The sequence below is a fragment of the Robbsia betulipollinis genome, from assembly GCF_026624755.1.
GTDB lineage: Bacteria > Pseudomonadota > Gammaproteobacteria > Burkholderiales > Burkholderiaceae > Robbsia > Robbsia betulipollinis.
The window spans coordinates 23,622-38,605 of sequence record NZ_JAPMXC010000001.1; the positions used below are offsets into that span (position 1 = coordinate 23,622).

At 68.0% G+C, this 14,984-nt stretch carries 12 protein-coding genes and 1 pseudogene; 6 read left to right on the top strand and 7 right to left on the bottom strand.

Annotation, left to right across the window (positions count from 1 at the left end):
• The first annotated feature begins 51 nt into the window (after window positions 1-51).
• Window positions 52-564 (top strand): metal-dependent hydrolase, encoded by a 513-nt coding sequence (locus OVY01_RS00175; RefSeq protein WP_267844809.1) that lies wholly within the window; start codon window positions 52-54, stop codon window positions 562-564.
• A gap of 71 nt (window positions 565-635) precedes the next feature.
• Window positions 636-1,064, top strand: a pseudogene (locus OVY01_RS00180) (PGDYG domain-containing protein); the annotation flags it as partial.
• Here the strand turns inward: OVY01_RS00180 and OVY01_RS00185 are convergent.
• From OVY01_RS00185 to OVY01_RS00210, 6 genes are all read right to left on the bottom strand, one after another.
• A complete protein-coding gene (locus tag OVY01_RS00185; RefSeq protein ID WP_267844810.1) occupies window positions 1,061-2,569 on the bottom strand; it encodes an efflux transporter outer membrane subunit in 1,509 nt (502 codons plus the stop codon). The pseudogene OVY01_RS00180 and the gene OVY01_RS00185 sit on opposite strands and share 4 nt — an antisense overlap.
• Window positions 2,566-3,501: an efflux RND transporter periplasmic adaptor subunit gene (locus OVY01_RS00190; protein ID WP_267844811.1), complete on the bottom strand. Its 936-nt coding sequence runs from the start codon at window positions 3,499-3,501 to the stop codon at window positions 2,566-2,568. The genes OVY01_RS00185 and OVY01_RS00190 overlap by 4 nt, the downstream gene beginning before the upstream one ends.
• A 4-nt stretch (window positions 3,502-3,505) precedes the next feature.
• Window positions 3,506-3,718 carry a DUF1656 domain-containing protein gene (locus OVY01_RS00195; RefSeq protein WP_267844812.1) on the bottom strand — a complete coding sequence of 71 codons (213 nt, stop codon included), beginning with the start codon at window positions 3,716-3,718 and terminating at the stop codon, window positions 3,506-3,508.
• A gap of 82 nt (window positions 3,719-3,800) precedes the next feature.
• A complete protein-coding gene (locus tag OVY01_RS00200) occupies window positions 3,801-6,125 on the bottom strand; it encodes an FUSC family protein (RefSeq protein WP_267844813.1) in 2,325 nt (774 codons plus the stop codon).
• A 27-nt stretch (window positions 6,126-6,152) separates the two neighbouring features.
• Entirely contained in the window at window positions 6,153-6,683 is a 531-nt protein-coding gene (locus tag OVY01_RS00205; protein WP_267844814.1) for a MarR family winged helix-turn-helix transcriptional regulator, read from the bottom strand.
• Window positions 6,684-6,825: 142 nt separating this feature from the next.
• Window positions 6,826-7,233: a winged helix-turn-helix transcriptional regulator gene (locus OVY01_RS00210; RefSeq protein ID WP_267844815.1), complete on the bottom strand. Its 408-nt coding sequence runs from the start codon at window positions 7,231-7,233 to the stop codon at window positions 6,826-6,828.
• Window positions 7,234-7,451: 218 nt separating this feature from the next.
• Here OVY01_RS00210 and OVY01_RS00215 point away from each other — a divergent pair, with 218 nt between their 5' ends.
• Window positions 7,452-8,303 carry an NAD(P)H-binding protein gene (locus OVY01_RS00215; protein WP_267844816.1) on the top strand — a complete coding sequence of 284 codons (852 nt, stop codon included), beginning with the start codon at window positions 7,452-7,454 and terminating at the stop codon, window positions 8,301-8,303.
• 67 nt (window positions 8,304-8,370) lie between these two features.
• On the opposite strand, the gene gndA is transcribed toward OVY01_RS00215, so the two are convergent.
• Window positions 8,371-9,780, bottom strand: coding sequence for an NADP-dependent phosphogluconate dehydrogenase (gene gndA / locus OVY01_RS00220; protein ID WP_267844817.1), 1,410 nt, complete (start codon window positions 9,778-9,780; stop codon window positions 8,371-8,373).
• 317 nt (window positions 9,781-10,097) lie between these two features.
• On the opposite strand from gndA, the gene OVY01_RS00225 reads away from it, so the two are divergent.
• From OVY01_RS00225 to OVY01_RS00235, 3 genes are all read left to right on the top strand, one after another.
• The gene (locus tag OVY01_RS00225) at window positions 10,098-11,186 is read left to right on the top strand and encodes an efflux RND transporter periplasmic adaptor subunit (protein WP_267844818.1); all 1,089 of its coding nucleotides are present in this window, start codon (window positions 10,098-10,100) and stop codon (window positions 11,184-11,186) included.
• Window positions 11,187-11,254: 68 nt separating this feature from the next.
• A complete protein-coding gene (locus OVY01_RS00230; protein WP_267847614.1) occupies window positions 11,255-13,291 on the top strand; it encodes an ABC transporter permease in 2,037 nt (678 codons plus the stop codon).
• Complete coding sequence (locus tag OVY01_RS00235) at window positions 13,284-14,819, top strand: TolC family protein (protein WP_267844819.1); 1,536 nt, start codon at window positions 13,284-13,286, stop codon at window positions 14,817-14,819. The genes OVY01_RS00230 and OVY01_RS00235 overlap by 8 nt, the downstream gene beginning before the upstream one ends.
• The last annotated feature ends 165 nt before the right edge of the window (window positions 14,820-14,984 follow it).

The window sequence follows — 14,984 nt, forward strand, 5'->3', positions numbered from 1 at the left end:
TAGTGTGGCAGAATGGCGACTCGTATCGCCCACTGCAATCACGTACTACCGATGGCCTCGAAGCAAGCACACCACGCTACCGGATGGCCCGCTGGGCTCGTCGCGGCGGCACTCGTCGCGCATGAGGGAATGGGCGGCCCTCTGTATGTCTGGTCCCTGCTGGCGCTCGCCGCCGGCGTCGTCGGCGGCACCGCGCCCGACTGGCTCGAAGTCGCTTGGTGGTCCAAACGCCGGCGCCTGTGGGTCACCCATCGCACGGTGACCCATTGGGGCGTCGGCTGGGGCGTCCTGCTATATGGTTCCCATCGGTATCTGCCGGCCTATCCCCTGCTGGCCGGCGTGTTCGGTTTCGCCTGCGGCGGCCTGATGCATCTGCTCGCCGACTGGCCCAATCCGATGGGCGTGCCATGGATCTACCGGCGTCATTCGCTGAATCTCTGGAATAGCGGCAAGTGCGATCTGGTCGTCGTCACGCTGGCCTGGGTGGCCGCCATCGTCATCAGCGACCATATCTGGTTCCATCGCATCCACGAGCTGGCAGTTCTGAAATACATTCGCGCCTGACCGCGGCCGAAGTCTACGCGTCGGGCGGCCTGCGCTTCTGGGTACAATCACCTTTTTGCACAGGTCTCGCGATGCACGCTCCTGCCATTCCCCTGACGTCCGTCGAGCTGACGCGCGATGCCGATGCGCGGCTCTATCGGAAAAACGAAATCGTCGACGTTGCGTTCGCGGCGGCGGATGGCGAGTTGAGCAGTCTGGAAGGGCCGAATGCCTATCGGGCCGGCGACGCCCTGGTGAGCGCGGCCACCGGCGAGCGGTGGGTGGTGTCGCGGGAGCGCTTTCTGCAAAAATACCGGCCGCTGCCGCCGCTCGCCACCGGTGAAGCCGGCCGGTACCGGAACGTACCGACGCCGGTCTGGGCCAAACGTCTCGCGCATCCTTTTTCGCTGGCGCGTTGCGCCGGCGGCGACGTGTTGAGCGGCGCCGCCGGAGACTGGTTGCTGCAATATGCGCCGGGGGATTACGGCGTCGTGCAGCAGGCGCGCTTCGCCCGCGTCTACGAACCGCTGGCGCCCGACGCGGCCCTGGCGACGCCGGCGGCGGGATCGGCGATCCCCGCTCCCTCGACCTGCCAACCGCCGCCCAGCGCGAGGAAGACGTCCACCTGATCCTGGGCCACCTTGGCCTCGGCGCCGGCCACTTGCGCGTTGACGTTGGTCAGCGTGCGCGCGGCGTCCAGATCGGCCAGGAAGGATTCGCGTCCCGCGAGGAAAAAGCGGTGCGTTTCATCCGACGACTGTTCCGCCGAGCGCTGCACGTCGTAGAGCGCGTCCAGCCGCCCCAGGTCCCCCGCGTAGGTGGCGAGACGGCTTTGCGTCTCGCGCAGCGCATTCAGCACGACCCCGTCGAATTGCGCGAGCGCGATATCGGCACCCGCATGGGCCGCGCGAATCCGGCCGCGCACGCCGTTCGCCGGAAAGGTCCAGCTGATGAGCGGCCCGAAACCCCAGCGCTGGGTAGGGACGGTGCCCAGGTCGCCACCGATGCCGGTGACGCCCGCGCTCGCGCCAAAGCTCACGTTCGGATACAGCTCGCCCAGCGCGACGCCGATACGGGCGGTCGCGCCCGCCAGACGCCGTTCCGCCTCGCGGACGTCGGGTCGGCGCCGCAGCAGCGCCGCGCCGTCGCCGACCGGTAACGGCGTCAGGATGCGCGGCGTGCGCCGGCATGCCGCGATCGATGCCGGCAGGGCGTCGGGGCTGCGTACCAGCAGGGCCGCGAGTTGGTAACGCGCGACGCGCCGCTGCGCGGCGAAACGCGGCAGGTCGGCGCGCACGCTCTGCGCCTGCGTGACCGAGCGCGTCACGTTCGGTTGCGCGCCCCGTCCCGCGCTGCGCAGCCGCCTTGCGAGATCGACGCTGCGATTCTGCAGTGCCAGCGAATGGTTCGCGATATCTTCCTCTTCCGCCGCCGAACAACTTTCGAAATAGGCGCGCACGACATTGGCGACCACGGTGATGCGCGCGGTGTCGACCGCCGCGCGCACCGCATCGAGGTCCGCCGCGGAGGCTTCGACGCCGCGCCGCAGCGTGCCGAACAGGTCGAACTGGTAGGACACCGACAGCCCCGCGTCGCCGACATAGCCGACGGGCAGCTTTTCCGTCATCAGATACTGCTCGGCGGATTCCTGCGCCCGGTTGATGGTCGCCGAGGCATTCGCCGAAAAACCGCCCTGCGCCTCGGCCACGCCCAGGATCGCGTTCGCGCGTGCGAGGTTGGCGGTTGCTACCCGCAGATCGTTGTTCGATTTGAGCGCTTCGTTCACCAGCGCATCGAGCGCCGGGTCGTCGTAGAGACGCCACCAGTAGTCGGGCACCGCGGCCGCCGAGGCCGCCTCGCCCAGCGTCTTGCCGGCCGCGCCGTCATCCTGTTCGATCAGCGCCCGGGCCGCCAGCGGCTGTTTGACGAGCGCCGTGTCCGGCACGTGATAATCCGGGCCGATGGTCGTGCAGGCCGCCACGCAGAAGAGGGAGGGCAGCGCCCATAGCGCGCGATGCAGTTTCATGGTGTGCCTGCCGGTGCGGGCCGCGGGTGCACGGAGCGCCCGAAGAAGGGCGTGACGATGGCGCCGTTCGCATCCTCGATGGAGACCGTGGCGGTGCGGCCGGCGATCAGCCGCACGTTGGCCGGCACCTCGTCGAGCGCGATGCGAACCGGCACACGCTGCGCCAGCCGCACCCAGCTGAATGCCGGATTGACGTTGGGCAGCAGATTCGACCCCTGCACGCGGTCGCGGTCTTCGATCGCCGACACGATGCTGGTCACATGCCCATGCAGGAATTGCGGCTGCCCCATCACGTGGATCTGCACGCCCTGACCGATCGCGATTTGCGACAATTTGGTTTCCTCGAAATACCCGTCGACATGGAAGGAGCCGGCATCGACCACCGCCAACACCGGCCGGCCGGCCGTCACGAACTCGCCGCGACGCGGCGCGCGGTCGTTCAGGTAGCCGTCGGCGGGGCTGAGCACCACGCTGCGTTGCAGATTGAGTTGCGCCACGCCCACCGCCACTTCGGCTTCTTCGAGCGAGGCGGCGGCTTGCTGCGCGCGCGACTGACTCTCCTCGAGCACCTCCTGCGCGACGAGGTCGCCGAGCGAGCGGTTGCGGTTGGCCTCGCGCCGCGCCTGATCGAGCGTGGCGCGGCGCATCGCCACCATCGCCTGCGCCTGGGACAGCGCCAGCCTGAAGCGTGCCTGATCGATGACGAACAGCACCTGACCGCGTGCGACGGCCTGGTTGTCGCGCACGTCGACGCGGTCGATCAGGCCGCTGACGTCGGGCGCGACCTGCACCACGTCCGCGCGGATGTGGCCGTCGCGCGTCCAGGGCGCGAACATGTAATAGCGCACGAGATTCCAGAGCACCACGGCGGCGATGGCCACCACGATCAAGGTCAGCAGGACGCGACCGATGGAGGAGAGTTTGAGTTTCAATTGATCAACCGATGCTGAACGAGTGCGACACGAAAACGACGAGACCGAGAAGGACGATGTAAAGCGCGAGATCGAACACCGAGCGATGCCAGACATGACGGTACAGACCCGCGCGCGCGAGTCCTTTGCCCACGAAGAACTGGATGCAATAGGTCACGAGCATCCAGACCAGCAGTTCCGGCAGGAACACGCCGACGAGATCGAATTCGCCGATCATCGCCGGACCCCGCGAAAACGCGTGTCATGCGGAGCACAGCGCCGGACGCGGCAGGCGTTGCGCGCGGGAAACGAGAAACGCGTCATGCCGCAGTCTCCAGAGTGGGGCCGCCCGCCACCGGCGCGGTGGCGATCGGGAACAACGACAGGCGCAGCCCGACCAGCGCATGCAGCGCGCCCCGGCTGTCGGGATCGGACGCCAGCGCCGCGTCGATCCGTTCGGCGAGTTCGGGGGGGGTGGGCAAGCGTTCGCGTGCGTCGATGCAGCCCTGGAAATACGCGCGGACACCGGCCAGCACCTGATCGATCGGCATGCGCCGTTCTTCGCGCAGCGTGCGCCGCACATGCTGCAGGTCGAGCGCGTTGAGGCCCACGCGCAGGTCCCGGAAACTGTCGATCGACGGATGGCGCTGATCGTCGGAGGCACCCAGGCGGGGCAGCAATTGCATCAACCGGTCGAGCATCCGCGAGGCCATGTTGTTCTGCGCGACGATCGCGTGCGGCGAGGCGGCGAGCACGATGTCCGACCAGCCGGCCCGCGTCAGGCGGCCGGCGGCCATCTCGGCACCGAAAGGCCGCGTGATGCGCGTGCAGAGAAAGGCGAACAGCAGGCCGGCGCAACCGGCCATGTTGCTGTTCAGGAACGACGTGAAATTCGCGTCGTAGGCGCTCTGGATGCTGAGGAAGGTGGCGGTATTGACCGAGGTCAGCATCGTCGCGAGCGTGAAGCGCGGCTGCGGGATCAGCGTGCCGACGCAGATGAAGGGTACCGCGAACATCAGCACCAGCATCGGAAAATCATGCGCATTGGGCAGCACGAGGAACAGATAGATGCCGGCGAGCACGCTGCTGACCAGCGTCCAGATGAAGAAGCTGAAGACCTGGGGGGCCGGCTGGTCGAGCGCGGCGAAGAAGCTGCAAGCCACGGCCGCGAGGGTCACCGCGCCGGCGCCGTCGGCCCAGCCGGTCATGATCCAGATCGCCGCCGCGAGCAATGTCGTGCCGACCGCGGGCAGGACCGACAGGAACATCATCGTCAGATCGATATGCCGCTCGGCGCCGCCCAGCCGCCAGTGACGCAGGTGCGGACGCCAGGCGGCGGACGTCTCGGTCTCGATCATCTCGCGCAACGCGCGGCAGTCCTGCCACAGGTCGACCATGAGGCGCAGGCGCCAGAGCAGCGACGACAACAACGCGCGGTCCCAGTTCGGGTTCAGATAGGGCGCGGCGGCGATGGACTGGTCGACGCGTTCGGTGGCGGGCAGGGCGGCGTTGTCCGGGGTCCCGGGCGCATCCGCTGCATCCGCTGCATCGTCTGCCTTCCCTGCACCCTTCGCATTCCCGTCTTCCTCCAGGGCAAGCGTCACGGGCATGCCCGTCCACGCCGGCACGTTCGGTACCTCGGCCAGCGCGGGCGCGTCCGGCGCGGCGTCGGCGTCGGGCGGCGCCACGGTGGCGGCGCCGATGGATACGCCTGCCGCCGAGGCCCGCGTGTCTCCGGGACCGGGCACGCGCATCACCTGCGGCTCCAACGCATCCAGGCGCACGCGCAGGGAGTCGGCCTCGCGGTCGCGCAGCGCCCCGTCCTTGCTGCCGATCCACTGAGTGATGTCCACCAGCAAACTTTCCAGTTCGGCAGGAATCGCGCCCTGCGCGCGCAGCGCCGCGAGCGGATCGCCGAGCGCCGAGGCGATCGGCAGCAGCAGCGCCATCCGGCCGCGCAGCGCGTGCGCGCGGCGCAGCACGTCGGGCTGGGTATCGTCGTAGGCCAGTTGGCTCAACAGGAATTCGAGCCCATTCACCGAGGTCGCCAGGCGTTGCCGCGCGGCCGACAAGTCCTTGCCGACGATGCGTCCGGAGAGGGTTTCGCGCGCGTACGCCACCGCGTCGTTGAACCAGGCGCCGGTGCGCTCGCCCAGCGCCGCGCCGAGCCGGTTCGGAAACAGGGCGCTGTTGACCGCCGACGCACAGACGATGCCGAGGATGATCTCCTCACTGCGCGCCACCGCCACATCGAATACCGTCGCGGGATCGTTGACCACGGGAAAGGCGATCAGCGGCAGCGTATAACCCGCCAGCATGAAGACGTAGCTGCGCGCGGTCCGGTCGGTCAGCGCGAGAAACAGCAGCGAGCCGGTCCAGGTGGCGACGGCGAGGCTCAGCAGCAATGGGGTATCAACCAGCAGGGGCACGAAAAATACCGCCGCCGACGCGCCCAGCAAGGTGCCCAGCGCGCGATACAGCGCTTTCGAGCGGGTCGCGCCGACGAAGGGGTTCGATACGACGTAGACCGACGCCATCGCCCAGTACGGGCGCGGCAGTTCGAAAAGCAGGGCGAGATACAGCGCAAGCATTGCCGCAGCAAATGTCTTGACGGAAAACAGCCAGTCTCTTTTGGATGGATACATCGGGGCGGCGTCAGCGAAGGGCGGGGGTCACGAAGCGTCGCGCGGGCGGGCGGGGGCCGGACGTGGCGCGTCGTTCGGCGGTGCCGTAGGATGCGACGCGGCAGCCGGCGCCGCCGACAGCGCGGGAGCGCCGTTGAAGCGGCGCACCACCCGCAGCGCGATCTCCAGCTCGGTATCGCTGACGCCCTCCAGAACACGGTCGCGCAGGTCGCTGAGCTGGCCTTCGATCGCCACCACCATGCGCTGGCCCGCATGGGTCAGCGAAACGATCTTCGCGCGGCCGTCCATGGGGTCTTCGTCGCGTCGCACCAGTTGCGCCGCGCAGAGTTGGTCCAGCACCCTCACCAGTGACGGCCCTTCGATGCCCACCGCCTGTGCGAGCGTCACCTGTCGCACGCCGTCGTCGCCCAGACGGCCGATCATCAGGAGCGGCAGTGCCGAGGAACTGGAAATACCGAAGGCGCTCAGCGCCTGGTCCGCGGTGCGCCGCCAGGCGCGCGCCGAGACGACGAGTTCGGTGCTCAGCGCGAGGTGCATGTGGCGAAGAGGGTCTGACATGGCGCCATTATAGCTTGATTCGTTAGCAAGCTATCTAGTGATCGGGATGGCGATGCGTGTTCGCAACGGAAAGATTGGCATGGCGCGCATCGGAACCGGGCGGCGTCGATCGTTCGCGCCGGGGCGCTCAAGATCTTGCCGTCTATGGATTCATCCGGGTATCGTAGTTCGCCCGCGCCGCCAAAACCTGATCCTGTTTCGATTCGGCCCAGCGCGCCAACGCGCCCAAGGGCTCGATCAGCGATTTCCCGAGTTCCGTCAACGCATAATCGACCCGCGGCGGAACCGTCGCGAAGGCGGTTCGATCGACTATGCCGTCCCGCTGTAGTCCCCGAAGCGTCAGCGTCAACATCCGGTGCGAGACGCCGGGAATGCGTCGCATCAATTCGTTGAACCGCAACGAGCCGGTGGATAGATTGCCGATCGTCATCACGGCCCATTTATCCGCCACGCGGTCGATGATCTGCCCGAGCGCCACGCATTGCGCGGAATCTCCAACCCGCGACGGTACAACGGGAACCGGAACGGAAGCAGGGTCGTGTCGGGTCATGGCGGCGGACTGAAAGGTGGTTGCCTGGCACGGCGGTCGCAATGAACCTTTTTGTTCGTGGGCACATTGCTGTGCGTTCTTACGCCGCCGACGGGAACAATTTTATCATGACGAACATTTTGTTCGTATAGCGATGCAAAAGGACCGAACCGCTTGCAGCGCGACACGTGCGACGGCCCGAGCCATCCACGACAATCCACGACGACGAGGGGTTCATCATGAAAATCGGCATCACAGGCGCATCCGGTCGATTGGGCGGCGAGGTGTGGGCCCGCCTGCGCGTATCGGCCGCGAATCACGCGTTGATCGGCCTGGGTCGGAAACCTGCTGCGTCCTCGCCCGCGACAAACTGGCGCCGGATGGACTACGATCGGCCGGAGACCCTGGGCGCCGCATTTGCGGGACTGGACCGTCTGCTACTGGTGCCAACCCCCGATTTGCAGCCGGGCGCCCTGGGGCGACAGCTTTGCGCTGCGATCGATGCCGCAGCGGATGCGGGCGTCGGTCATGTCTATCTGCTTTCCGCGCTGCACGCGGCCGGCACCGCGCATGCCTCGGACCTGACGCGCGGCTATACCCTCGCCGAGCAACGCCTGAGCGAGCGTTGCGCCCATGCCACCGTGTTCAGGACGAGCTTCTATGTCGAGACCTTCGCGGCCATGGCGAAAATGTCGATTCCCCATGGCACGATGTTCGGGTTGGCCGAAAACAAGGTTTCCTTCATCTCGCGCGGCGACGTGGCAAGGTCATTGGCCGGTGCGCTGCATGCTGACTCGCTCCCCAGGCGCCACTATGACCTGACAGGCCCGGTCAGCGTGAGCGGTGCCGAACGCGCCGGTCTGGTCGCTGAACTGTCGGGTCGTCCGATGGCGTTCGCCGTCATGTCGAAGCCGCAACTGCGCGATGCGCTGTCACGGGCGTCCTTACCCGACTTCATCGTCGAATCGTTGGTGGCCATGCAGGAGACGTTCGCGCAAGGCGCCTTCGATCTGGTTACCGAAGACGTTCTGGCGCTCACGGGACACGCGCCGAAACCGATGAAGGCGGCGCTTGCGGAAGCCATGCAATAGACGCGATGGCTTCACCCGTTTCCCGGCGGGCGTGGCGGTTTCGCCCGCAGGGGGGGGCGGCCGGGCGTTAGGACCAGTCGGCGTGGAAACTTCCTTCCTGATCGATCCGTTCGAACGTATGCGCGCCGAAGAAGTCCCGCTGTGCCTGCACCAGATTGGCCGGCAGCGTGGCCGAGCGATAACTGTCGTAGTAGGCGATCGCCGAGGCGAACGCCGGCACCGGCACGCCCGCCTGCACCGCCGCGCTGACCACGTCGCGCAGCGCTTGCTGGTAGTTGTCCGCGATATCCTTGAAATACGGATCGAGCAGCAGATTCGCGAGCTCCTTGTCCTTCGAGTAGGCATCGGTGATCTTTTGCAGGAAGCGCGCGCGAATGATGCAGCCCGCGCGGAAGATCTTCGCGATGGTGCCGTAGTCCAGGTCCCACTTGTACTCGTCCGACGCGGCACGCAACTGCGCGAAACCCTGTGCGTACGATACGATCTTGCTCAGGTAGAGCGCGCGGCGCACGGCCTCGACGAAGGCGGCACGGTCGCCCTCGAACGGTTTTTTCGCGGGTCCCGACAGCACCTTGCTGGCAGCCACGCGCTGCGTCTTCAACGACGACAGCACGCGCGCGAACACCGATTCGGTGATCAACGGCAGCGGCACGCCCAGATCCAGCGCATTCTGACTGGTCCACTTGCCGGTGCCCTTCTGCGCCGCGCGGTCGAGGATCACGTCAACCAGATGCTCGCCGGTCTTTTCGTCCTTCTTGTCGAAGATCTTCGTGGTGATCTCGATCAGGTAGCTGTCGAGTTCGCCCTTGTTCCACTCGACATAGGTCTTGCCCAGTTCCTCGTTCGACAGGCCCAGCACCTGCTTCAGCACCCAATAGCTTTCGGCGATCAACTGCATATCGCCGTATTCGATGCCGTTGTGGACCATCTTCACGAAGTGACCGGCACCGTTCGGTCCCATGTAGGCGACACACGGCTCGCCGTCCGGGGCCTTGGCAGCGATCTCGGTAAGGATCGGCGCCACCAGGTCGTATGCTTCGCGCTGACCGCCCGGCATGATCGACGGCCCCTTCAACGCCCCCTCCTCGCCGCCCGAAACCCCGGTGCCGATGAAATGCAGCCCGGATTTGGCCAGCGCCTCATTGCGTCGGATCGTGTCGGTGAAGTGCGTGTTGCCGCCGTCGATGAGAATGTCGTCCGGCTCCAGCAGCGGGCGCAGCGAATCGATCGTCGCATCGGTGCCCGCGCCCGCCTTGACCATCAAAAGGATGCGCCGCGGCTTTTCGAGCGACGCGACGAACTCCTCCAGGGTGAACGCCGGAACGAGCTTGCGATCCGGATATTCGGCGATCAGTTCGTCGGTCTTCTCGCGGCTGCGGTTGAACACGGAGACCGCGTGGCCGCGGCTTTCGATATTCAGGGCGAGGTTGCGGCCCATGACGGCCAGGCCGACGACACCGATGGATTGTTTGCTCATCTTCTTCTCCGAGGAAGCTCTGCCCAGTGGAGGGGCTTGTCGATAGGGCGGGCACGCGAAGCCCGGTAGCGCCTGGATGTCCGCCTAGTTCCCTAGTTTACTTCAGAAGCGCGCCAAGCATCGGACCCCGCCCGGGCACTTTACAGACACGTCCGATGGCACTGCCGCGTGCTTTGTCCGATATTGGCCGTTGCCCATCCATCGGATGGCAGAGGCGTCCGCACATGTCCGCAACGACGCCCGTCCGCCATTCTTTCCATTCGACGAGGCCCACACCCATGCGTATCAGGCCACCCACGCTCCATGGACGAGCCCTCGTGCTCGTTCTCGTGGCCGCGGTGCTCGGCGCCGGCTTCGCGATCTACGTCCGTCATGTCGCCGATACGGGTGTCGCGGCGCCCGCGGCGGCCGTGGGCAGGGCGGATATCGAGGCGTCGGTCCGCGCGACCGGCATGATCCGGCCGATCCGGCAGGTCGATGTCGGTACGCAGGCGAGCGGGCAACTGCGCACCCTGAAGGTCGCGCTGGGCGAGCGCGTCGCACGCGGACAACTGCTCGCGGAAATCGATCCCGATCTGGCACGCAACGACGTGCGCAGCAGTCAGGCGCTGCTCGACGAGGAGTTGGCGCGCCGACGCTCGGCGCTGGCGGAGCGGGCCCTGCGCGAACGGAAGCTCGCGCGTGCGCGCGACCTGCGCGCCGCCGATGCCGGATCCCAGGCGGCACTGGAACTGGCGCAGGCGCAGTTCGACGTGCAGCGCGCGGCGCTCGCGGAGCGTGAGGCGGCGATACTGCGCGCCCGGATCGTGCTGGACAGCGCGCGGGCGCGGCTCGCGCAGACCCGGGTGGTCGCACCGATCGACGGGGTGGTGACGTCGATCGCGATCAAGGAAGGGCAGACCATCGTCGCCACGCAAAGTGCCCAGGTGATCATGACGCTGGCCGATCTGTCGATCATGACGGTGGAAGCGCGCGTGTCGGAAGCCGACGTCACGCGTGTCGCGCCCGGTCAGCAAAGTTATTTCACCGTACTGGCCGAGCCGGATGTGCGTTACGCCGGCCTTTTGCGGGAGGTGGAACCCGCGCCGGTGCGGATCACCGGGGACAGCAGCGGCGCGATCTATTACAACGCCTTGTTCGATGTCGACAATGCGTCGGGCCGATTGCGCGCGATGATGACCGCGAACGTGCGGATCGTGCAGGACAGCGCATCGCAGGCGCTGGTGATTCCGATTCTCGCGCTCGACAGGCCGCTCGGGCCGGATGTCGCCGAGGTCCGCGTCGCCGGTCCGAAAGGCGGCGTGACGCGCAAGGTGCGGCTTGGCCTGAGAAGCGATACGCATGTGGAAGTGCGCGAAGGGCTGTCGGAAGGCGAGCGGGTCCTGCTCGCGGACGGCGCGTCGTGATGCAGTACACGAGCGCGGCATCGGCGCCGCCGATCGGTACGATCCACGGGCCCGCGCCGGATGCCGGGATGCGCGGGACGGCGCCCCTGCTGCGTCTGCGCGGCGTGTCCCGGCGCTTTCCGGCCGGTGCGGAAGAAACGACCGTGCTCAGCGACATCGATCTCGACGTCCGCGCAGGCGAAATGCTCGCGATCGTCGGGCAGTCGGGGTCCGGGAAATCGACGCTGATGAATCTGCTCGGCTGTCTGGATCGCCCGTCGACGGGCCGGTATGAGGTGGCCGGGCGCGATGTCTGCGGCCTGGCGCCCGATGCGCTGGCGGCATTGCGGCGCGACCGGTTCGGTTTCATCTTCCAGCGCTATCATTTGCTCGCCCACCTGAGCGCCGAGGAAAACGTCTGCGTGCCGGGAATCTATGCCGGTACGGACGCGTCCCTGTGCCGCGCGCGCGCGGCACAGTTGCTGGGCCGCCTGGGGCTGGCGGACCATGCCGGACATCGGCCCGCGATGCTGTCGGGCGGCCAGCAACAGCGGGTCGGCATCGCGCGGGCGCTGATGAACTGTGGCGCCGTGATTCTCGCCGACGAGCCCACCGGCGCGCTCGACAGCCGCAGCGGCGGAGAAGTCGTCGCGATCCTGCGCGAACTGCATCGGCTGGGTCATACGGTCATCGTCGTGACGCACGACATGGCAGTGGCCGGCATCGCGCCGCGCGTCGTCGAGATCCGCGATGGCCGGATCGTCGCCGACCGCGGGAACGGCAGCATCCAGGCGGGCGGCGCGGCGCCGCCGGACAAGGTGTCGGCGACCGACAGCGCCGACGTCGCGGCAACCGGTTTCGCGTCGACGACTTCTGCGTCCGCCCCCGCTCCTGCCCCCGTGCCCGCATCCCCGCGCCGCGTGCCGCCCGGCGCCCGCATCGGCGACAGCGGGGCGATCGCCTGGGCGGCGCTGACCCGCCATCGGCTGCGCAGCGCGCTGACGATGCTGGGGATCGCGATCGGCATTGCCGCGGTGGTATCGATGGTCGCGCTCGGCAAGGGCGCGCGCGCGAAACTGCTGGAGGAGATCCAGTCGTTCGGCGCCGATGCCATTTTCGTGTTGCCCGGCGAGGGGTTCAATGACCGTCGCGCGAAGGCGGTGCGCACCCTGCGCGATGCCGACGTCGATCTGCTGCGCGCGCAGTCCTACATCGCCGATGTCACGCCCGTGCTGCGCACGCTGCGCAGCGTGCGCGGCGGCAGCGTGCAGGCCGACGTTTCGATCGTCGGCGTCGACACGGCCTATTTCTCGATCCGCAACAGCGTGTTTCAGGCCGGGGCGGCCTTTCGTGCCGATGCCGCGCGCCGGATGCGCGCCGTGGTGGTGATCGACGAACCCACCCGGCGCGCGTTTTTCCCGCCGGGGACCGATCCGATCGGCGCGACGCTGCTCGTCGGCAGCGTGCCGAGCACCGTCGTCGGTGTGCTCGCCGCCGACGATGCGAACGGTGGCGGCCCCGAGCAAATGACCGTCTATATGCCGGTCACGACGGTCGGCGCGCGGTTGAGCGGGCGTCACGACATCGACTATCTGATGGTGAAAACCGTCGACGGCGTCACGCCCGCGAGCGCCGAGCCGCGGATCGAGAACCTGCTGCTCCTGCGGCACCGCGTGAAGGATTTCTTCGTTTTCTCGTATGACAAGCAGCTCAAGGCCGCGCAACGCAGCAGCGCCGCGCTGAACTGGATGATCCTGGCGATTGCCTGCGTTTCCTTGCTGGTGGCAGGCATCGGCGTGATGAACATCATGCTGGTGTCGGTGGTGGAGCGGACTGCCGAGGTGGGACTGCGGATGGCCGTGGGCGCGCGTCAGGTCGATATCCGCCGGCAATTTCTCTACGAGGGGATCATCGTCGCGTCGCTCGGCGGTGCGGCGGGCGTGGCGATTTCGCTGGCCGTCCAGCAGTTCGTTCCGCTCTGGGTGCCAACGCTGCCGATGATTTTTTCGTGGTCGTCGATCGCGGGTGCCTGCCTGATGTCGATGGCCGTGGGAGTGGCCTTCGGCTATCTTCCGGCGCGCAATGCCGCGCGTCTCGATCCGATCCGGGCGCTGACGCATGGTTGATCGAACGACCTTGGTCAGGGCATCGCTGTGGTGGGCGCTCGCCGCGGGCCTCGCCGGATGCGCGATGCCGCCGCGCGCCGCGGACGAGCGGGTGAGCGCGCAGCTCGCGATGCTGGCGCCGTCGCCGCGGCAATCCTGGGCGGACGACGGGCCGGCCATTCCCGCAGGCCTGGACGGCGCCGAAGTTCCCGCGGGCGTGGACAATGCCGGCGCTGCTCCCCGTGACGAAGGTGCAGATCCGCTGCCCTGGCCGGCGGGTGGCCACGATCCCTTCCTGGACGGGCTCATCGCGCAGGCGCTGCGCGACAATCCCGGTCTTCGGGAAGCCCGCGCGCGGCGCGATGGCGCACGCATGGAGCACGGCCTCGCGCGGCGCCGCCGCTGGCCGACGCCCGGCGTCGCGATCGAGCAGCACCGGTATGCCGGCGACGAAGCCCGCATCGGTGGACGGCGCTCGCAAACCTCGGCTTCCCTGGCCGTGGAACAGCCCGTCGATCTCGGCGGCGAACTGGCGCGGCGCGCCCAGGCGGCGCATGCGCGGACCGTGGCGCTGGACTTCGCCCATGCCGATGCGCGGCGCCGTCTGGTCGCCGAGGTCAGCGGCGCCTACTGGCGTCTTGCCTATCTGCGGCGCGAAGCGGCGCTGCGCGACGCCGCGTGGCATGACGCGCGGCGGCGCGCGGCCCACGCCGAGACGCGGCATCGCCTGGGCGAGACGAGCGGCGACGATGTCGCCGGCGCGACCCGGCATGTCGCGGCGCGACAAGGCGCGCGCGCCGCCATCGCGGCGGAGCAGGCGAGCGCGCGGCATGCGCTGAACCGCCTGCTGGCGATCACCGATCCCGCTGCGGGATCCGTGACCGGATCCGTGGCGGGACGCGCCACGGAAGCGGCGGCGCTTCCGGAGGTCGACCAGTTGCCCAGGATCGATGCGGGTCTTCCGGCCGCGCTGCTGTCGCGCCGGCCCGATCTGCGCGCGCGGGAATGGCGATTACGGGAGGCGGCACGGCTGGTCGACGCGGCGCATGCGAGCTTCTATCCCAAGCTGACCCTGACGGGTCGTCTCGGATCGGCGAGCGACCATCTGCTGCAATGGTTGCGGCACCCGGTGGGGACGCTGATCGCGGGGCTGTCGTTTCCCGCCATGGAATGGCGGGTGCGGCAGTGGCGCATCGGCGCCGCCGACGCCCAGGCGCAACTCGCCCTGGCCGAGTTCGCGCGCACCTTGCACCAGGCACTGGGCGAGGTCGAGGATGCCTTGTCCGAACGCCGCCGCTACCTCGCGGAGTTCGACGCGGCGCGCACGCAATGGGCCGCCACGACACGTGCGGCGGATCTCGCCTGCGCGCGCTACCGCGCGGGCGAGACCGACATCGCGCCATGGCTCGAACACCGGGCCGCGGGCCGCGACGTCGAGGCGACGCTGCTGCGGCTGCGCTACGATCTCGCCGTCAACGCGGTGACGCTCCAGCAGGCGCTGGGCGGCGACGCGGTCGCCGTCGATACCTCGGAGGCGTCGGCACGGTAACGCCGCCGTATACGAAGGGGCGCGTACACGGGCGGACTCCTTGCCGTGCCGGTTACCGTTAGCTTAGTCAGGTATGCGTCCCAATGGCGCAATTTCGCCCTGCCGCGGGATCCGATGCCGGGTGCAGGACGACCCACCGGCTATCGCATCGAACGATAGCGGAGG